13 protein-coding genes are annotated in these 20,005 nt (G+C 71.1%); 1 reads left to right on the forward strand and 12 read right to left on the reverse strand.

The features are described 5' to 3' along the window. Positions 1-31: 31 nt before the first annotated feature. The 12 genes from AB0N07_RS30945 to AB0N07_RS31000 form a co-directional block, all read right to left on the reverse strand. Entirely contained in the window at positions 32-1,138 is a 1,107-nt protein-coding gene (locus AB0N07_RS30945; protein ID WP_365840661.1) for a thiopeptide maturation pyridine synthase, read from the reverse strand. After that, positions 1,135-3,537 carry a lantibiotic dehydratase gene (locus AB0N07_RS30950; protein ID WP_365840663.1) on the reverse strand — a complete coding sequence of 801 codons (2,403 nt, stop codon included), beginning with the start codon at positions 3,535-3,537 and terminating at the stop codon, positions 1,135-1,137. Before AB0N07_RS30950 ends, AB0N07_RS30945 begins: the two co-directional genes overlap by 4 nt. Next, entirely contained in the window at positions 3,534-5,387 is a 1,854-nt protein-coding gene (locus AB0N07_RS30955) for a TOMM precursor leader peptide-binding protein (protein WP_365840665.1), read from the reverse strand. Before AB0N07_RS30955 ends, AB0N07_RS30950 begins: the two co-directional genes overlap by 4 nt. A gap of 13 nt (positions 5,388-5,400) precedes the next feature. Further along, positions 5,401-6,819: a nitroreductase family protein gene (locus AB0N07_RS30960; protein ID WP_365840667.1), complete on the reverse strand. Its 1,419-nt coding sequence runs from the start codon at positions 6,817-6,819 to the stop codon at positions 5,401-5,403. A 4-nt stretch (positions 6,820-6,823) separates the two neighbouring features. Continuing rightward, a complete protein-coding gene (locus AB0N07_RS30965) occupies positions 6,824-7,801 on the reverse strand; it encodes a lantibiotic dehydratase C-terminal domain-containing protein (protein ID WP_365840669.1) in 978 nt (325 codons plus the stop codon). Further along, complete coding sequence (locus tag AB0N07_RS30970; RefSeq protein WP_365840671.1) at positions 7,794-10,442, reverse strand: lantibiotic dehydratase; 2,649 nt, start codon at positions 10,440-10,442, stop codon at positions 7,794-7,796. The genes AB0N07_RS30965 and AB0N07_RS30970 overlap by 8 nt, the downstream gene beginning before the upstream one ends. Continuing rightward, the gene (locus AB0N07_RS30975; RefSeq protein ID WP_365840673.1) at positions 10,442-12,022 is read right to left on the reverse strand and encodes a SagB family peptide dehydrogenase; all 1,581 of its coding nucleotides are present in this window, start codon (positions 12,020-12,022) and stop codon (positions 10,442-10,444) included. The genes AB0N07_RS30970 and AB0N07_RS30975 overlap by 1 nt, the downstream gene beginning before the upstream one ends. 11 nt (positions 12,023-12,033) lie before the next feature. Continuing rightward, positions 12,034-13,683, reverse strand: coding sequence for a TOMM precursor leader peptide-binding protein (locus tag AB0N07_RS30980; RefSeq protein WP_365840675.1), 1,650 nt, complete (start codon positions 13,681-13,683; stop codon positions 12,034-12,036). Next, the gene (locus AB0N07_RS30985) at positions 13,676-15,658 is read right to left on the reverse strand and encodes a hypothetical protein (protein WP_365840677.1); all 1,983 of its coding nucleotides are present in this window, start codon (positions 15,656-15,658) and stop codon (positions 13,676-13,678) included. The genes AB0N07_RS30980 and AB0N07_RS30985 overlap by 8 nt, the downstream gene beginning before the upstream one ends. Before the next feature lie 120 nt (positions 15,659-15,778). Beyond that, positions 15,779-15,946 (reverse strand): thiomuracin/GE37468 family thiazolyl RiPP peptide, encoded by a 168-nt coding sequence (locus tag AB0N07_RS30990; RefSeq protein WP_232646937.1) that lies wholly within the window; start codon positions 15,944-15,946, stop codon positions 15,779-15,781. Between the two features lie 58 nt (positions 15,947-16,004). After that, positions 16,005-16,172 (reverse strand): thiomuracin/GE37468 family thiazolyl RiPP peptide, encoded by a 168-nt coding sequence (locus tag AB0N07_RS30995; protein WP_232646936.1) that lies wholly within the window; start codon positions 16,170-16,172, stop codon positions 16,005-16,007. A gap of 60 nt (positions 16,173-16,232) precedes the next feature. After that, complete coding sequence (locus tag AB0N07_RS31000) at positions 16,233-17,297, reverse strand: LLM class flavin-dependent oxidoreductase (RefSeq protein ID WP_365840680.1); 1,065 nt, start codon at positions 17,295-17,297, stop codon at positions 16,233-16,235. A 534-nt stretch (positions 17,298-17,831) separates the two neighbouring features. Between AB0N07_RS31000 and AB0N07_RS31005 the strand changes: the two genes are divergently transcribed. Then, a complete protein-coding gene (locus AB0N07_RS31005) occupies positions 17,832-19,871 on the forward strand; it encodes a radical SAM protein (RefSeq protein ID WP_365840682.1) in 2,040 nt (679 codons plus the stop codon). Positions 19,872-20,005 lie beyond the last annotated feature (134 nt).

The following is a 20,005-nucleotide window of genomic DNA, read 5'->3' on the forward strand; positions in this document are numbered from 1 at the left end:
GGGTTCGTCCTTCCTCGGGTTCGGGGGCCGGTCACAGCCGGCCCCCGCTGTCGACGAAACCAATCAGGTCTTCGATCCGGTCCATCGCGGTCACTCCGTGTACGTCCTCGACGGCGCGGGAGACGACGTGGCAGATCAGGTTGCGCTCCATCTCGCCGATGCCGAGCCGGTACATGTTGAGGTAGAGCCAGTTGAGGACCACCCGGTACTGCTGGAAGGTGTTCCAGCCGCCCAGTTGGTCGGCCGCCGTCCGGTGGCCGCCGAGGACCCGGTGGAACTCGCTGCGGTCCGACCAGGCGCTCCAGGTCGAACCCCAGGCTTCCGGCTGGCGGTTCATGTCGGTGTTGAGCGCCAACTCGCCTGTCCCGATCAGCTCGTTGGCGCGGTTGCGAAAGCGGAGCAGGGTGTCGAACAAGTCGCTGAACGGGACGACGTCGTGGTAGTCCGCCGCCGCGGTGATCTCGGCGACCCGCTGCCGGAAGGTCCCGGCGTTGGCCTCGTAGACCTGGTCGAAGCGGGCGCGCAGGCCGTCGGGCATCTTGGCCAGGAAGGCGTCGGCGTGTCCCCGGTAGGACATGTAGCCGTAGGTCACCGGCGGGAGGAAGCGGTTCGCCGCCCCGATGAACAGGTCCACCGCGAGCGCCATCTTCGAGCCCCCGCCACGGATCCAGTCGAGGATGTCGAACACGAGGTCGTTGGTGTCGACGTAGTAGTCGGCGAGCAGGTCCGCCGCGGCCGGTCCGCCGAGCACGTGCTCGCGCCGGTCGTAGGGCTCGGTCTCGACGGTGTTGTCGGGCGCCCAGGGGGTCAGCGGCCCGCGTTCGCACTCCACCTCGGCCAGCCGGACGTGCTCGGCGTGAGCTGCCTGCTCGTCGAGGAGGACGGTCGACGGGTGCGCCCGCAGGTACGGCTCCAGCACGTCGGCCACGGCCGGTGCGACGACCTCGTCGAAGACCTCGGCGCTCGCCTGGATCGGGATACGCACATGCGGCCCGCGCCGCCAGTGCGGCTGGTAGTACACCCTGGCCGCCGAAGGGGCCACGGCCGTGATGAAGGGGCGTACCGCGTCGAGCAGCAGATCGGTGCGGTCGCCGTCGTGGTGGAACACGTTCACGGTGCGCCACACGGACTCTGTCATTCCTGGTCTCCTCGGCAGTTGAGCTCGATGACGTATTCGGTCACTCTCGGCACGCCCCGGTGGTCGAGGAGCGCGGCCTCGGGCGTCGGTGTGACCTCCTGGAACACCGCCGCGGCGGTCGGATCCCCGGCCAGCCGCTCGAAGGCCAGGACGAGGGGCGGCGATCCGATGTCGACATACATCGGTTTGCGGCTGCGGTCGCCCCCGAACGAGCCGGCCGGGACGGTGCCCATCCGCAGCACGGACACGAAGAACCTCGGTGGGAGGCCGTGCCCGGTCAGCCAGGTCGTCAGCGTGAGCAGGAAGTCCGCATCCGAGTGGCCGGCCGCGCGGCGCGGGAGCGTTCCCGGCTGCGCCACCCAGGTGGCCCGCCGGAGCACCACCTGTCCGATGCTCAGCCGCGGCGCGTGCAGGACGCGGCCCTGTCCGCTCCCGGCGCTCGCGTCGTGCTGCAGCGGCTGGTCGGGGCGCAGCAGCTGGGGATTCTCGCCGAACGCCTCGATCAGCAGCGCCATGACCGGCGGGAGCTGCCGCTCGTAGGACAGTCCGCCGTGGACCGGGCGGACGACCGTGCCGTCGTCGGACAGGGCCGGCAGTCCGTCGCCGTCCAGGTCGACCGTCAGCCGGGCGGGCGGCGGGTAGTCGAGCCGGTACGGCAGGGCCGCCTCGCGCTGGTTGAGCGAGGTGGCGAGGGTCTGGGTGAACTCCGCGTACACCGGTGCGCCTGGGTACACCGCATCGACGGGGAGCGGGTCGCCCTCGACGTAGTGCAGCAGGCGGTGCACCTGTGAACGGGCCCGCCCGAAGCCGGAGTTCACCGCGTTGACGACCAACTCCTCGCCGTCGCGCTGGGCGTACACGGCGACCGAGCCGACCGGGCGCACCCAGGCCGGCAGCGCGTCGAGGACCTGCTCGATCCGCCGCCGGTCCGGCAACGCGCGCCGGACCTCGGCGACCAGGTCCACCAGGTGGCGCACCTCCGCGACCGGGCTGGCCGCCAGGGTCGCGGTCAGCCCGGTCATGTCGAAGGCGACCGCGGCGGGGTGCAGCCGCCTGGCCTCGTGGCCGTCGCGGACGAGTTCGGCGTAGAACCGGTCGAACGGCACCGGCGCCTCCGTGCCGAAGCGCTCGCGGATGAACGCAGCGACCGCAAGTTTGAACGGCAGCGTGTGATCGAAGACCGCGAGCAGCCTGCAGGCGAGGGCCAGGTCGTCCAGTGCGTCCTGCCAGGACGGCAGACCCGCCTCGACCACGACTCCGGGGACCACCGACTGCTCGGTCACCACGTCCCGCAGCTTGCCCTTGATACCGGCGTCCCGCAGCCGTTCGTGGAGCGCCCCCCCGACCAGGACCCGGTCGGCCCCCTTGGCGCTCCCGTACGCGCGCAACTCCTGCCGGACCGGGATCAGTTCGGGAACCCGTTCGGCCAGCTGCCGCAGCGGATCGATGCCGTGGTCGTCGAAGTCCGGTTGGAGCAGGAGCAGTCCGCTCGCCACGAGTGAGCGCACATATCCGGCCGCCTGCTCGGGCGGCGCGGAAAGGCCCGCCGCCAGCGCGGCGATTGTCGGCCGAGCGGCGGCGGCCCGCAGGCAGTGCCGCAGCGGCGGTGTCAGCGGCAGGGTGAGGAGGTCCTCCGCCGGTGCCGGGCCGAGGTACCGGACGGTGTCGCCCTCCAGCCGCGCGCTGGGGTTGATCCGGACGGTCGCCCCGGAGGACCGGTCGGCCAGGGGGGTTAGCACCGACAGGTCGAGTTCGACGATCGACCGCGCGCTCTCGGTCGCGGTCCAGCGCAGGGCCGGCCCGTCCGGGACGAACCGGCCGAGGCCGCTGGCGGTGAACGTGCTGAACGGGCTGGTCTTGACGGCGGCGCGGGCGACGTAGAGGGCCAGCCGGATCAGTTCCTGCCTGCCGGGCCTGCGCCCGAGCACCTGGTGCAGGGTGGGGCTGGCATGGGCGAGGCCCTGGTCGAACCGGGGATCCGCGCTGGTCTCGCGCAGGGCGGCGTCGATGGACCGGGAAGCCTCGACCAGCACGGTCGGCAACTGCGCACGGTCGTTGCGATAGCGCCCCAGCCTGCGGCCGAACTCGACTATGTCCGCGGCGAGTTCGTCACCGAGAGACGCGGCGACCCGCGGGTCGGCGAGCAGCCGGCCCGGATCACGCTGCTGGTGGACGGTGCGGCGCAGTGCCACCAGCCTGGGTTTGGCCCCGGGGTCGCCGAGCGCGCCGATCACGTCGTGGCAGCGGTCGGACAGTCCCGCGGCGGCGGCCGTCAGCTCGGCCGCCGTACCGGCCAGCGCGAGCAGCTCGCGCCGCAGGCGGTGGTCGACGAGCCGGTCGACCACGTCCGCGGGCAGGCCCGCGACGCGTACTCCGAAGGTGGTGGCGTGGCTGGTCATGGGAACGGGTGGGGGTGGGGGTTGAGGTCGGTGTCGGTGAGCGGGCGCGGCGCGTGGCCGAGCCGGTGGGGCACCTCCCGCAGCCGGGGCAGCCCGGTGGTCCGCCGGTTGCGGTGGCCGAAGGTCATGGACAGGGCGCCGGGCGCGATCACCTTCACGCAGTGCAGGTCGGCGGCTTGGTGCAGGGGCGAGGTCTGGTCGACGACCACGACGTCCATGCCGCCCGCGAGCATCCGGTCGACGGCCTCGGTCAGGTCGTCCCGCAGGTCGGTGTGGAGCGGCCAGGGGCTGCGGGCGATCACCTCGTCCCAGCCGGTCATGCGGTCTCCGTCGAGCAGGAAGGAGAACCGGTCGAACGCCTCCGGTGTCGCGGCGCACAGCGCGTGGTCGGTCATGATTCGGACCAGCTCGGGGTCGGCGGCCATCAGCCTGGCCCGTTCGGCTTCGGCCGGGTACCTGGTCAGCTCCTGTTCCACGATGGGCGCCAGTTCGCCGAGGGCGGTGAGTACGGCGGCGACCGGGTCAAGCGCCGAGCCGCTGGTGCAGACGACCTTCGGCCGGGTCTCGTCTCCGGTGGTGTCCTGTGCGAGCACCCAGAACGCGCGGATCCCCTCGGTCAGGGTGATGTCGAAGGCCCGCACCCGGTAGCCCTGGCGTTCAATGCGTTCCGCGACGAGCCGGATGCGCGGATCCGGTGCCCGGGTGAGGTCCACCTCGGGCACGGGCAGCCTGGCGTACCAGGTCATCAGGAACGCGTCGCGCTCGACGACCTCCAGGATCCCGTGCAGGACCGCTTCCTCGACGCAGCCGCCGAGCGCGCAGCCGTTGGAGATCTCGAAGGTGAACGGCTTGTCCGCCCGAGTGCCCGGCTGGAGCTGCATCCGGTAGTACGCGTGGGTCTCCGGCACGAGCACCGGCCGGGCCCGGCCGAACGAGTACGCCCACACCCAGGACACCACGGCGTCCTCGGTGAACGGCTGGTACTGGCAGTCCGGCTCCAGGTAGCACTCCGGGGCGAGAAGACCGAGCGTACGCGGGTCCAGCGCATCCTCGACGAGTTCCGCGTAGCTGCCGCGCACGGTCGTCCGCTTGCCCCAGGGCCACTGGCCGCCGAGCCGTTCCAGTGCCTCGGCGACCGCGGTGGCCCGGCTCGACGCGAAGTCACGGGTGCGCCCGAACCCGGCCTCGCCCCGGTACCCGTACTCGGCCAGGACCGCTTCGGTCAGCGGGACCATCGAGTCGCGCATGCCGCGGGGCGGGGCGACCACACCGGTCTCGGCGTCCACGTAGAGCTCGGTCAGCCGGGACTCGGAGAGTTCGCGGATCCTGCTGGAGCGGGCCCGGGGCTTGGGCCGGGCGAGGGGCACGATCGCGGCTCGTGCGGCCGTGTCCTCGGGCAGCGCGCCGCAGACCTGGCACAGCGGGTCCGGGAGGAACGTGTGCCGGGTCAGCGACAGGTCGCGCAGGTCGAGGTACCAGCAGCAGTCCCCGGCGACGCCCGAGTGCAGCACGTCGCACACGGCCTCGGCGGCGAAGCCGGACAGCCAGGCCGACGGCTGGGCCGCGATCCGCTCGTCCGCGCGCAGTTCGGCCGTCCAGGGCGTCCGTTTGGCCGCGCTGGAGCGCCACTTCTGCAGGCACCAGACGCAGCCGGGCTCACCGGGACGGACCACCGGGCCGATCACGGCCCGGTCGAGTTCGGTCCACACCGGCAGCCAGGGCTCGCCCCGGTCCTGCGCCGCGGTCCAGTCGCCGGTGTCCCAACCGTCGCGCGCCACCACCAGCATCGACGGCGGGCGCCTGGCGATGGCGTCGGCCAGCAGGCCGTCGCCGAGTACGGTGTCGCTCACGAGCCGTTCCCTCTCACCAGGTCAGCCGGAACTCGGGGCGCGGCCCGGCGGGGTGCTCGGTACCGAACTGCGCCACCAGCAGGCTCCGCTTGCGCCCGTCCAGGCCGAGCCGGCCGTCCAGCAGGTGCGTGAGCACGTCGTTCTGGATCCGGCCCGCCACCTCGACGGCCGCGGCGGCGAGGCAGGCCCGGTGCAGTGCGGCACCGGCCGCCGCCTGCTGCACGCGGTACCAGCGGGGACCGAACCGCTCCTCGGCCGCCTCGGCGTCCCCCACCGGCAGCAGCCATACGTTCGCCGTGCGGGCGCCCTGCTGGGTCAGCGCAGCAAGGGAGGCTTCGCGCAGCACCTGGCGGGGGTTGCCGCCCTCGCCGACCGGTTCCAGCTGGTGCTCGTCGGGCAGGTAGCGGTAGGCGCCGTCCGGGACCCCGGGCACGTCGGCGATGACGCAGTAGAACTCGACCAGGTTCGCCGGGAGGTCCCAGCGCACCGGCCGGCCGTAGGCGGTGAGGATCGTGGCCAGGGTCCCGATCGGCATGGTCTCGCCGCTGAAGCCGCGCATGGCCGCACGACGGTTCCGCGTTCCGGCCCGCAGGTCCGCCTCCGCATGCGGCAGGCTGATCCGTTCGGTCTCCCGAGAGGACGCGGACGGCAGCGGCTGCTGGGCCGGGCGGCTCTCGGTGAGCACGGACGCATGTGCGGCGAAGGCGCGCGGGAAGGCGGACAGCGCGGGACCCTCGAACGCGGCGGGCACCGGTGCGACCAGCTCGACGACCGCGTGCACCCCCTCGCTGCGCGGGTCGAGCCCCAGCAGCTCGGTGAGGTCGGCGTCGGGGAAGCACAGCCGGGCCGTGGCGTCCTCGTCGGCGGCGACCACCAGCGCCTGGGCCACCTGGATCCCGGCCTCCAGGCAGGCGAGGCGGTAGTACATCTCGCCGTACTTGGCGGCCAGCCGCCAGAACACGTTGGTCTGGACGAGGATCGTCGTGGCCGGCCGGGACGCCGCCCAGCTGCGGTGGTCACCCGAACGCAGGCGCACCAGGTCGTGTCGGGCCGGGTCGTAGTAGTAGACGCCGGCGGGCACCTCCGAGTCGGGCCCGGCGATCACGTACCACTCGGCGCTGTAGCGGGCGCCCCCCGACGGCGTCGGACGCCGGGTCACCAGCCACTGCAGCGGATCGTCGTCCGGGATGGCCTCGAAGCTGTCGGTGAACGGCAGCATGTCCAGCGGGGTCAGCCACTGGGCCCGGGTGATGCCTCCGAGCTCGGCGAGCTGCCTGCCGAGCCGGTGCTCGGACTTCTCGGGCGGCCAGGGCAGCGGGTGCCGCGGTGCGCCCGGGTAGCTCTTGACCACCCGGGGCGGGTACGCGTCCGGGTTCGCCACCTCGGTCGGCGTGTGCACGTTCTCGTGGTAGCGGGTCGCCTCGTTGCTCATGGCGTCACACGCCGCACAGGTCGAAGGCGGTTCTGGTCAGGAGCAGCCGCAGGTGGGATTCCTGGGCCAGGCTGATGCCCAGCCGGTTGCACATCAGGTGCATGCACCGTTCCACGATCAGCTGCGGGACGAGGTGGTTGATGTGCTGCAGCACATCGGCGGGAGCCTCGAAGTCGGGGTAGGCGTCCAGCTGACCCAGCAACTCCAGTTCGACCAGGGTGTCGTTGGCTTCCCGCACGGTCTTCAGCCAGTTGCTCGCCACCGACGCGTGCGGCAGTGCCACCCCCCTGGTCGCCGCCCACACCGTCTCCAGGCCGGCGCGCAGCTGGGCCTTGTTGGCGTCGAAGTACCGCTCGAAGTCGGACGATTCCAGCAGCTGGGCCGCCGAGCCGCCGCTCTCGACCATGAACCGTGCCTGGTAGGCGAGTTCGGGCAGGATGCCGGTGAAGACCGTACGGTTGGCGGCCATCATGGCGAAGGCGTCCATGGCGCGCTGTCCCGGGGTCCGGCCGCGGGTGATCAGTTCGACCGCCAGCGCGCTTGCAGCCATGAGCTGCTTCTCGACGGCCTCCAGTGCGCGGCCGGTGCCGAACACCGAGGTCTCGGGCACGTAGTCGATGAACGCGACCGAGTTGTCCGGGTGCAGCACCGTGTCGTAGTCGGTCATCTGCTCCAACGCGGCGAGTGCGGCGGCGGACTCGGCGTAGCCCTGCTCGGTCAGTTCGGACTGCGACGGCGAGGTACGGTAGAACTCCACGACCGTCTCCTCGATGGCCGAGCGGACCTCCTCGGCCTGCTCCGGGCGGGTGCGCACCCGCAGCCGGACGTGCGGGCCGCCCTCCCAGTAGCGGAGGAAGAAGAAGCCGTCGGCCAGCCCGGCTCGGCCCAGCCGTTCGACGACGGGCTTGACGGCACCGACGATCACGGCGTCCTGGTCGCCGTGGTAGAAGAGGTGGGCGCTGACCCAACTGTGCTCAGACATATGTGACTCCGGGCTCGTTCAGTTCCACGATGTACTCCGCCACGTGCTCGCCGCGGACCTGGCCGGGGTCCGGCAGCATCTCGCTGATCTGCACGATCGCGTCGGGTTCGGCGAGTCGGCGTTCCAGGCCGAGCAGCAGCAGCGTGCTCGCGAAGTCCACGTAGTTCGGTTTGGTGTCGTTGCTCGGCCCCTGCCCGTTCTCGCCCTGGCCGAGAAAGGCCGGGTCGAGCACGGTGACGAAACACCGCTCCGGGATGCCGTGTTCGGCCAGCCAGGCGGCCGTTCTCAGCATCCAGGCCGGGGCGGTCTCGGCATCGGCCCGCCGGGGCAGCCGGTCCGCGCGGGTCATCCACATGGCGCGGCGCAGCACCACGTTGCCCACCATCAGCCGCGGCAGGTGGCGTACGCCGTCGTCCGACCGTGGGTCGGAGGTCATCCTCAGTTCGGTGTGCGCACCGAACCAGGTGTTGGACTCGCCGAATGCCTCGATCATCAAGCGGGCGGCGGGCGGCAGCAGCCGGTCGGCTCCGAGGCCCGGGTGCACCGGACAGATCCGCCTGCCCAGCCGCCGTGACACCAGCGTGAGCAACCCGTCGTCACCGCTGTGCACGTAGAGGTCGTTGACCGGTACCCGGTCGTCGTCCCCCCGCGTGCTGCGGACACCGGGGTAGTCGACGACCAGCGGGACGCCCGGCTTTCTGACGTTGACGGCGGAGCGGGCCACGGCCTCGAACTCGGCGAAGAGCACGTCGTCGCGGTGCGCGGCCAGCCCCGGTTCGTCCGGGACGTCGGCGTGCAGGTCGAGCACGTCCAGGATCTGCCGTACCCGGTTGCGGCCGCGGCCGAAGCCGCAACCGATGCTGTTGACCACCAGTTCCGGCCCGCGCACGGCGTCGGCGAGCTGGCAGTAGACCGCGAGCGACGTCGGTGTGCGCGCCCAGTCCGGCCATTCCTTGGCCAGCGTGCGCACCTCCTCGGGGTCGACGCGGACCACGCCGTCCCCGTCGGGCCTCGGCTCGCCCAGCAGCCGCTTGACGGCGGTGCGCAGGCGGTGCAGCTCGCGCACGGCCTCGACCGGGCTGTCCGCGGCGGCGAACCGGCTGTGCGCGAGGAGCGACCCCTGTCCGGCCGGGCCCGAGGCGGCGCCGGCGGACTGCTCGGCCAGCACGTCCCGGTAGAACACCAGCAGCGGGATCTGCGCGCCGGCCGGGTAGCGGCTGCGGAACATCTCGCTGAGGGTGAGCTTGAACGGCAGGTCGGGACCGATCAGGCCGAGCAGTGTGCGCACCGCGTCGAGGTCGTCCAGCATCGGCCGCCAGCCCTCCCGGTCCAGCACGGCCGTCGTTCCGGGGTGCACGGCGTTCTCGTAGAAGCTGTACCGGGCGAACTCCTGGGCCATCTTCGGGCTGTGGGCGTGGGCGTGGTCGCCGACCTCGCGCAGCGCCGTGTCCAGCCCCCGGACGACGGCGTCGCGGACGGCGACGCGGTCGCCGGGCTCGGTGACCGCCGGGTAGCTCGCCAGGGACTCGGCCACCCCCAGCAGGGTCCGGTCCAGCCGTTCCAGGCCGGGCTGCCGGTGCTGCTGCAGCCAGGCACGCAGGTCGGCGACCGGGTCCGCGGACTGGTCGGCGAGCGGCGGGACCAGTTCCAGCAGGCCCAGCGTCACCAGCCGACGCAGGAACACGTCGACCTGGTGTCCGTCGGCCGCCAGGGCCAGAAGCTCGCCGCGCAGGTCGTCGAACGTGCTCTGGTGCGTGGTCAGTTCCAGCACCCGGCGCAGGGTCGGGGTGAGCGCGAGGGTGTGCACGTACTCGCCGGGCCGACGGCCCAGGAACAGCAGGGCGCCGTCCAAGGCCGTGGCGCTGGGGTTGATCCGGATCCGGCAGCCGCCGACCAGCTCGGGGCGTTCGCAGACCGCGCGAGCGATCCGGTGCAGTGATCCGACGCTTGCCTCGGTCGCGGTCACGGCGGTGAGCTGCCCCCCGGCCGGCTGAACGAGGTCCTCGGCCCGGCCCCAGGCGGCCAGGCCGCTGCTGGTGAACGTGGAGTACGGGCTGGTCTTCGCCGCGGAACGGGCCAGGTACTGCGCCAGGCGCAGCACGGTCTGGCGCTGCGGCGCGCGACCGGTGTCGAACCACTTCCGCAGGGCCAGGAACATGTCCGGGTTGGCGTGTACGAGACCGAGCTGGAAGGCGGGCAGCCGGGCCGCGGCGAGCAGGGACTCGTAGCTCGCGGCCCAGTCCTGTTCGAGCTGCTCCGGCAGTGCCGCGAGCAGGCGGTCGCGTTCGTCGAGCCGCGCCGTCCATTCCCGTACCGGGCCGACCAGTTCGGCTGGGAGGCCGGCCAGCCGTGCCGGGCCGACGCGCCGGCCGCGGTGCACGGCCCTGCGCACCGCGACGAGCCTGGCCTTGAGTTCGCCGTCGCCGGTGGCGCCGACCGCCGCGTGCAACAGGTCCGAGAGCTCGCCGGCCGCTGCGGCGATCTCGGCGCGCAGCGGCACCAGGCGGGTGGCGGTGCGCCAGCTCTGCGCGCAGCGCAGTCCTTCCAGCGCGGCGAGCGGGCTGCCGGCGAGGCGGACCACGGCGGCCGGGGCGAGCATGTACCGCTCCGGCTCGGGGCCGGCTTCCTGCGACCTGTCCATCACTGGGCCCCCTCCGGTTCGACGGGCACGATCACGCGACCGCCCGGCCCGGTCCTGGCCAGCAGGATCTGGAAGACCGGGGCGTGGCGTTGTTCGGTGAGTCCGAGGGCCGCGCGCACTCCGTCGGCGTGGTAGGCGTTGACGATCCGGGCGGAGACTCCCTGCGCGGCGGCCGCGACGCACACGCGGTGCGCGAGCAGCCCGGCCTCCTGGTTGAGCACCCGGTAGCCGCGGTCACCGAAGGTGTCGAACGCCCAGTCGCGGTCGACGACGAGATGGACGACGGCGTTCATGTTCCGGAAGACGGGTCCGGGGATGGTGACGCGTTCGATCGAGGTGAGGGCGTCCGTGCCGCCCTGCCTCGTATCGGGGGTCGCCGGGCGGACCGGGTGCAGCGCGCCGGTGCCCTGGTCGAGCCGGTAGCAGCCCGCGGGTATGCCGATGAGGTCACCGACGGTCAGGTAGATCTCCACCGGCACCGGCGCACCCGCCGGGACGGCATCGCTGCTGACCCCGGTGCGGACCCTGGCCAGCCGTGCCCACAGTTCGGCTCCGTCGATCTGCGAGGCGATCGGCCGGAAGATCCCGGGACCGGAATCGCGGGCGCGCAGCACCTCCGCGAGGTCCACTTCCTCAGCCGCCGTCCCGGGCAGGGCCAGGGGTTCGGCGGCGGGCAGCGCGGGCTCGGCCGGTTCGGCCGTCGCGAAACCCCCGGTGTCGGTGCGGAGGGACGCGCGGTTGACCGCCGTCAGCGTCGGACACGCCTGCGCGACCCGCAGTCCGCTGCGGACCACGTCCGGCTCTATCGGGTCGATGGTCCCGGCCAGTGCCGCCGCCGTCTCCACCACCTCCCGGCGCCGGATTCCGGGGTCGGCACCGGCGAGGTGCAGCGGCAGGACCACGAGCGCCGGCTCCTCGTCGGGGTCGAGCCCGAGCAGCTTGTTGACCGGCTCGTCGACGAACTGGTGGTGCACGTGGGCCCGCAGGCCCATGGACTGCGCCACCAGGTCGAGGTTCCCGGTGAGCAGACCGGCCTCCTGGGTGCACAGCCGGTAGGCGTAGTCGCGGTAGATGTAGGCGGCCTTGGAGAACAGTCCTGAGAGCACGAATACGGCCTGAGGCGGCGCCCCCGTGCTTCCGGTCGCCCTGGCCAGCAGCTCCCGGTGGTCCCCGGCGCGCAGCCGCACCAGCGAGTGGTGCGGGGCGTCGTAGTGGTGGACGCCCTCGGGCAGGCACACGTACAGCTGGACGGCGAACAGGCAGCGCGCCGACGCGACCATCCGGTGGTAGGGCCAGGTGCCGTTGGTGTCGAACTCCTGCCGGGAGATGCCGTAGCCGTAGCGCAGCAGCGTGGAGAGCGCCTGCTCGTCGAGCGCCTCGACCTCCGTCAGCCGCCTGGGCACCCTGGTCGTCAGCGGGCGCCGGGGCAGACCCCGGTAGATCTTGAACTTCAGCGGCTCGTCCGGGTTGGCGTACTCCGACTGCCGGGTCTCCATCGCCTCGGCGAGGTCCTCCAGGCTGACCCGCAGGAACTCCCGGCCCACGCGGGCTTCGTGCCCGATCACGGCTTCCTCGCTCACGGCCGCCCCGGTCACGGGAAGGGATGCGGGTGCGGGTTGCGCACCTCGGGCAGCCTGGGCAGCCCGGTCACCCGCCGGGCCGTGTGTCCGAAGGTCATCGGCACCGACCCCGGTGCCATCACCTTGACGCATGTGAAGCCTCCAGCTGTCTGTTCCATGGAGGTGGTGTCGACGGCGACGACGTCCATGGCCGCCGCCGCGAAGCGCCGGACGGACTCGTCGAGATCCGCGCCGATGTCGGTGTTGACCGGCCACTGCCAGCGTTCGAGTCCCCGCTGCCAGGTCGATGTCACCGGGTCGTCGAGCAGGAACGCGTAGCGGTCGAAGGTGTCCGGATCGGCCGCGCAGAGCAGGTGGTCGGCCATCGACACGACCTCGTCCGGGTGGTCGGCCAGATGCCGGGCGCGCTCGCTCCAGCCCGGGTCGAGCGCGAGGATCGTCACGTACTCGACGGTCTGGCTCAGCTCGTGCAGCGCGGCCAGGATCGCCTCGGCCGGGTGCAGTCCGCTGCCGCCGGTCGACACGGCCCTGGGCCGGCCGGTCCCGGTGACGTCCTCGGCCAGCGTCCAGAACGACGGGATCCCGTGCTCCCGAGTGGAGTCGAAAACGTGCACCCGGTACCCCTGGCGCTCGATGCGCTCGGCCACCAGCGGGATACGGCGATCGGGCACCGTGGCGAGGTCGATGCGGGGCAGGGGAATCTGCCTGTACCAGGCCAACAGGAACGCGTCGCGTTCGGCGACCTCGAGGACGCCGTGCAGCACGGCCTCCTCGTAGCAGCCCCCGAGCGCGAAACCGCTGGAGATCTCGCAGGCGAACCTGCGCTCACCGGCGGGCATCGGCGACCGGTGGTAGACGAAGCTCTCCGGCACCAGCACCGGCCGGCCGCGGCCGAAGGAGTACCCCCACACCCAGTCGGTCACCGCGTCCTCGGTGAACGGCCGGTAGGGGAAGTCCGGGGTCAGGAACCGGTCGTCGGGATACAGGCCGAGCGAGCGCGGATCGATCGCGGCAGCGGCCACGTCGGCGTAGCAGGCCCTGACGCCCGTCCGCCTGGCGGGCGCGTACGCGGCGAGCCGTTCGAGCGACTCGGCCACCGCGATGGACCACGCGGAGGCGAAGTCCCGGGTGCGGCCGTAACCGGCCGGCTCCATCGGGGAACCGGGTACGGCCATGACGGCCCCGGTGAACGGAAAGGCGTGCTGTGTGTAGGAGGTGACCGAAGGGATCAGGCCGCTCTGCTCGTCGACGTAGGCCGCCCGGAGTGCGGCCTGGTCCAGGGGGCGGACGCGGCTCGACTCCGGCGACAGCTTCGGCCGCGCCTCCCGGACGGGCCTCGCCGCCTGCTCGGTGTCGGCCGGCAACACCGAACACGCCGGACAGTGAGGATCGTTGAGGAAACCGTGGCGGGACAGCGCGAGCGTGGCCGTGTCGACGATCCAGAACCGCTGGGCCCCGGGCCGGGCCGCGGCCAGCCCGGCGACGGTGTCGGCCAGGAAGCTCGGCAGCTCCCGGTCCGGCGCCACCGCTGCCATCTCGGCGGCGCGTTCGGTGGAGGCCGACGCGGCACGACGCGTGCGCAGGCACTCCGGGCAGCCCGGCGCCCACGGTCCGATGACCACCTGATGTGGTTCGCGGAGCACCTGCGGCTGGTCAACCATGGACGACCACAGCACGCACCACGAATGGACAGGCCCGGGCCACCGAGGCATCGTGGTCCAGCGGGACCGCGACCACCCGGCCGCCTTCCCGCGTCAGCCCGGCCACGACCTCTTCCAGGGTCGCCGAACGGGGCCGCGCCCCGGCCGCATCCTCGGCGGCCGGCCCGCGCAGGGCCACGGGCAGCTCGGGCACGGGCACCGGCGCGTAACCGGGCTGGTCCGTGGCCCGGGCCTGGTAGGCGAGCAGGGTCCGCTCCAGTCCCTGCTCCAGCGCCACGCCCGCCTCCAGGTCGCTGACGTACGCGACGGTGCCGGTCGGGGTGGTGAACGCGAACGTGGGCAATCCGAGCAGGCCGGACAGATCGTGGACCTCGAAGGACTGCTCGACGATCCCCAGCAGCTTCAGATAGCGCTCACCGCGCGGGGTCAGCTCCGCGGTGTCCGGGTCCAGCCGCGGCAGTGGTCCGGCGGCGGTCGAAAGTGCCTCCGCGACGCGGTCGTTGGCCGCCGCCACCACCGCGGCGCGCACGGCGTCGGGCCAATCCTGACCGGAGGCAACGGTCCGTGCGGGGAAGACCTCCGCAGCGTCGACCGCGACCCGTTCACCGGTCAGCACGTCCAGGCCGTACAACCGGTCGCCCTTGCGGGAGTCGGCCATGACGGCCGCGTAGCGCTCGAACGCGTGCCGGACGGCCCGCTGGCGCGACTCGACCACGGTCTCGCCGCAACCGTGGACCGGGAAGGGGCCACCGGCCAGGCCGACCGGGTCGGAGACCACGACCTCGCTGACAAACAGTGGCAGTTGCTCGTAGTCGCGCTCGGTGACCTCGGCGAACACACCGGTCCGCGGGTCGACGAAGTCCACCGCGCGCCGGGCCAGTTCCTCGTCGTCGACGGGCGCCGTGGCGGCCAGGGCGGTCAGCCGCGCCGGGTCGTCGGGAACCACGGGCCGGGCGAGCGGGTGCGGCAGGAACGCGTGCTGCGAGGTCTCCAGCGTCTCCAGGTCGAACCGGACGAGGTGACCGGCCCCACTGCCCTCGTCGATTCCGGTGAGATGGCGGAACGCCGCGAAGCACAGCTGGTTGGCGACCAGCGCGACGGTGGGTCCGCGCAGGAACTCGCTCGGGACCATCTCGGGGTGGTCCCGCAGATCCGCGCCGGTCAGGTCCGCTGTGAGTGCGGACAGTCGACGCCACGCCGAATCCCACGCGCCGGCGTCGTCGTCCTTGCCGATCACCGGGCCGACCCACGCCTCGTCACCCGCCACCACCGCCTGCGCGAACGCGGCACCCGCGGCGACGGCGGCTGCGGGCAGCAGCCGGGCACGTTCGATCATGGGGCGGTCGGCGACGTGCAGCACCATGGTGGCGTCCGCAGTCACCTGGTCGAGCCGCCGGCTGTCGGCCTCCAGACAGTCGATCCGCTGTTCCGGGTCCCGTTCACGGGACGCGGCCAGGTGCTCGGCGACGCGGTCGCGGTCGAAGGGCGACTCGGCGAACGGTGCGAGCCGTACCGTACGCACACCGGCGCGCAACTGCGAGTTGACCAGGGCCTGCAGCAGCGGACCGGATCCGGTCAGCACGAGGGAGCTGTTGCGGTAGGTCTCGAAACGCAATTCCGGCGAATCGGTGAAGTACTCGATGAAGGAGATGTTGGCCGCGTAGGTGGTGGCCAGCTCGCCGGACAGGGTGTGCGGACGGTCGTCCAGCACATTTTTTACGTATCCCTTGCCCTGCAGAAGCATAATCAGTTTCGCCAGCGCGCTACGGCTGGATTCCGGCACGGCGGCGCACAGCTCGCCGAGTGTCCTGGTGCCGTCGAGCATCGGCGCGATCCGCTGGATGAATTCGTACGTCGACGCGCCCTTGAGTATTGACCCGCCCAGGTTGCTGCGGATGTACGCACCCTCCGGAACGCGCATGACGTAGACGTCACCGCGCAGTCGTGGCCGTATCCGCTCCACATCGACTCCCATGACCACCGCTTCTTTGCAAATTCATTGAGAACTGGGCAGCAGGAAGGGCCGAGAGCCACCCGGTCCCTTTTGGTGAACACGCACCGGCTAGAGCACATGTGCCGAGAATTCAGCGCCCGATCAGGTGCAGGAGCAGCACGGGCAACAGCAGCAGCAACTGCTCTGGCCCTTTGACGCGGACAGCTCCGTCAGGCCGTAACCGGCCGTCACAGACGCGGGCACCACCTCACCCAGGTCCACCAGCTCGAAAGCGCTGTCGTCCAGCACCAGGCTGTCGAAGTCCTCCATGTCTTTCACCTCCCTCGCCTGTCTCGTGCGGAGCACAGCTGTCGGGGCAGGCCCCCGATCAGGTGCAGGAGCAGCAGGGGCAGCAGCAGCAGCAGCTGCTGGCGCCGCCGGAAGCGGACAGCTCCGTGAGGCCGTAGCCGGCCGTCACCGACTCGGGCACCACCTCGCCCAGGTCCACCAGCTCGAAAGCGCTGTCATCCAGCACCAGCTCGTCGAATCCCTCCATGTCTTTCACCTCCTTCCGGCGTACGGCCGATGCGGTTCCGATCGGGACCGGCACCGACGGTCAGAGTGCTTTCACCTCCGGCAGAACCTGGTCGCAGAAGAGCTCCAGGGTCTGCCGAGCTTCGGGGAGCGGCATCGCGCCGAAATCGACCTGCCACAGGATCTGGTCGACGCCGCCGATGTCCTCGTTGAAGGCGCGGATGCGGTCGATGACCGTGGCCGGCGATCCGACGATCGCACCGCCTTCGGTGTAGAGCTTCTTGGGCTGCATGCCGCGCAGCATCCAGCCGAACCCGGAGTAGCCGCGGTAGGCCGAGGACTCCCGCCTGTCCCAGGGGCTCACTGCTTCCGCCCATACGTCGAGGTAACGACGCAGGTAGGTCTCCGCGATCTCGGCCGCGCGCTCGTCGGTCTCGGCGACCACCAGCGGCAGGCTGGCCGAGACCCGGGGCCGCAGTTCCGAATCACTGTGCGCCGTCTGGAAGGCGTCGCGGTAGAGGGTCAGTTGGGCGCGGAACTCGTGCGGCGAGATCATCGGCGTGATCAGCAGCCCGAGCCCCTCCGTGCCCAGCCAGCTGAAGCTGTCCGGTGTGCGCACCGCGGCCCCCCACATCGGCGGGTGCGGCTGCTGGGTGGGCCGCGGCAGTCCGGTCACGTCCCGGTAGGAGAAGAACGGCGTCTGCTCGCTGACCTTCTCCTCGGTCCAGATCCGCCGCACCGCGCGGATCGTCTCCCGGAACCGGTCGACGCTCTCGTCCATCTCCACGCCCAGCGCGTCGAACTCGTCCGGCAGGTACGCCCGGGCGAACCCCACGTCGAGCCGGCCACCGCTGATCGCGTCCACCTGCGCGGCTTCCGCCGCCAACTGGATCGGATGGTGGAAGACCGGCAGGACGCATCCGGTGATCAACCTGACCGAGCTCGTCCGAGCGGCCACCGCGGACAGGAAACCCAGCGGACTGGGGCAGTAACCGCCGTAGTGATGGAGATAGTGCTCGGTCATCTTGACCGAATCAAGGCCACCCGCCTCCGCCTGGACCGACAACTCGAGCGCGTCACTGAAATAGGTCTGCGGAGATTTCATATCCGACGTACAGTCGGGAAGAAAAGAAAGCCCGAAGCGCATCGATACCACACTCCATGTATCCGCCGGATGAATTCCGGAGGCTCACTGCCCGAACACTGGGGCCTGTCGGCACGCCACCAGGTGTTTCGGCGCTGACGCTACATGGGGGCACTGGGGCCGTCAATTACGCTTCGACATTTTTACGAAGCTCAAATAAAGCTCAAATCTGGCCCGGGTATCCTCGGGGATACTTACGGTGCCTGGGGTGCGTTATTGACGCCAATGCACGCCACTGGAAATGTTGGCGGCAATTGGCGGCCATTGACCGTGGCCTTGCGTCGGAGGAACGGCACCGCAAAGCGAAGCCGAAGTTCCCCGGACCGGAACGCCCGACCGCGACCCGGCCGGGCGGCGGTGCGGGCCGGCCGGACGGACGGGACGGACCGGCGGGGACGACTCCTTCCTCCGCACGCGCGAAGCCGCGCCTCGGGCACGTGCAGTCGATGTTGTGTTGTGTGCGGTCTCAACGGGCGCGCGAGGGTCGCTTGGGCGTCCGAAATATTCGTCCTGCCCGATTTATTTGGATGTGTGACTATGACCTCCGCCATCGAGACGACCGACGTCGCCCATACCGGCGCGCAGCCGCTGGTGCCCGACAGGCGGAAATCCGTCCAACTCGTCGAGTTCACCGCGATGCAGGGGGTCCGGTACAGCGTCACCCTCGGCTACCTCAAGGCGGCCGCGATCGCCGACCCCGTACTCGACGCGGCCTGCGACTTCCGGATCAGCGTGCGCGAACAGAGCGGCGGGGAGCAGGCGACGAAGGAACTGCTCGACACCTGGGACGAGCCGTTCGTCGTCGCACTGACGGTGTTCTTCTGGAACCGCGCCCAGTCCCTGGAGCTGGCCCGTCAGGTGAAGGAGCGCTGGCCGGACTGCCGTGTCGTCGTCGGCGGCAACGATGTCAGCTACCAGCAGGAGCCGCTGTTCGCCGAGGCGCCCTGGCTGGACGTGCTGGTGCACGGCGAGGGCGAACTGCGCTTCCGCGACCTGCTGCACGCCTTCCTGGCCGACGGGGACCTCGCCGCGATCCCCGGTATCAGCCACTGGCGCGACGGCGCCGTCGTCACCAACCCGGACGCGGACCGCATCACCGACCTCGACCAGGTCGTCTCGCCGATTCTGACCCCCGTGTACTCGGACGAGGAGATCACCGGCTCGTCCATGATCGTCTACGAGACCAACCGGGGCTGCCCGTACGGGTGCGCCTTCTGCTACTGGGGAGGCGCGACCAACTCCAAGGTCCGCCAGTTCGACCTGGAGCGGATCTTTGCCGAGCTGGACCGGCTGATCCGGCTGATGCCCATGGACGCGACGTTGTTCATCGCGGACGCGAACTTCGGCATCCTCCCCCGCGACCGGCAGATCGCCGAGCACATCGTGGAACTCAGCCGACGCTACGGCAAGCGGCTGATCGTCAGCACCAACTGGGCGAAGAACGGCAACGAGCGCATCGTGGAGATCGCGAGCATGCTGCACGCCGCCGATCTGACCGGTGCGATCACACTGTCCGCGCAGTCCTTCGACGCGGACGTGCTGAAGATCGCCAACCGCGCCAACATCCGCACCGACCACTACCGCCGGCTGCTGTCGCGCTTCCGCGAACTGGACGTGCCCACCTACACCGACCTCATCTGGGGCCTGCCCGGGGAGACGTTCGACAAGTACCTCAACGGCATCGAGGAGGTGCTGACCGCGGGCGGATCTCCGGTGATCTATCCGTTGCTGCTGCTGAACAACACCGAGTACTCGCGCGACTCCTTCCGGGACGAACACGCGTTGAGGACGCGCTGGATGCCCGCCGACATCACCAATCCCGAACTCGTCGCCGACGTGGTCGTGGAGCACGGGTGCATGACCGCCGACGAGTGGGTGCGGGGCATGGAGTTCCGGGTGTCCATGACGCTGTTCCAGAAGATCCTGCTGCGCTGCGCGCTCCGCGTCCTCCATACGACCACGGGCGTCCGCATGGTCGACCTGTGCCGGCAGCTGTGGTCATTCCTGCTGGACGACTGTGCCGACCCGTTCATGCGTGCCGTGGCGCGCGATGTCTCCGCCGTCTACCGGGACCCGTCCTCCCTGGACATCGCGATGCTGAAGACGGTCATGGGCAACCGGGCCATCGTGCCCGAAGAGGTGCACTACCAGGCGTTGTTGTGCCGCGCCGTGCGCACCGGGCGTGCCACCGCTGACCTGCTCGACGCGGCGGTCGACCACCTGTGCACCTGGCTGGCAGGCACCGGGTTCGAGGTCGACCGCGTCCTGGTCGACGGTGCGCTGACCCTCGACATCGCGGCGACGACGATCCTGCGCGCGAGTCTGCACGGGGAGCTCTCCGAGACGGACTTCGCCGTCCCGAGGCGGGGCTGGGACCTGCTCGTCGCTTCCGGGGACGTGCCGTCGAGCCTCGACACCGGCAACCAGGGGAGCATCGTGCGCGGAACGGTGTGGGCGCCGCCGCGCTGGATCCACTTCCCGATCAGTGTCTACGCGCTGTCCATCTGGCACGGTACCGGCCGGCCGCTGTACGACCTGCTGTTCGCTCTGCCGGACGAGCTGCCGGCCGTCGCGTGACCCGTGCGCACCCGCCGGGCCCGGTCACCCGGGGTGCCACCCCTTATTGACAGCCTTTTGTCACGACAACATCATGAACACATCACATGCACCACCTGACCAGGGTGCATCGTGCGCACTACGCGCCGCCCGGG

Origin of the sequence: Streptomyces sp. NPDC051172 (assembly GCF_040682555.1) — a bacterium.
GTDB lineage: Bacteria > Actinomycetota > Actinomycetes > Streptomycetales > Streptomycetaceae > Streptomyces.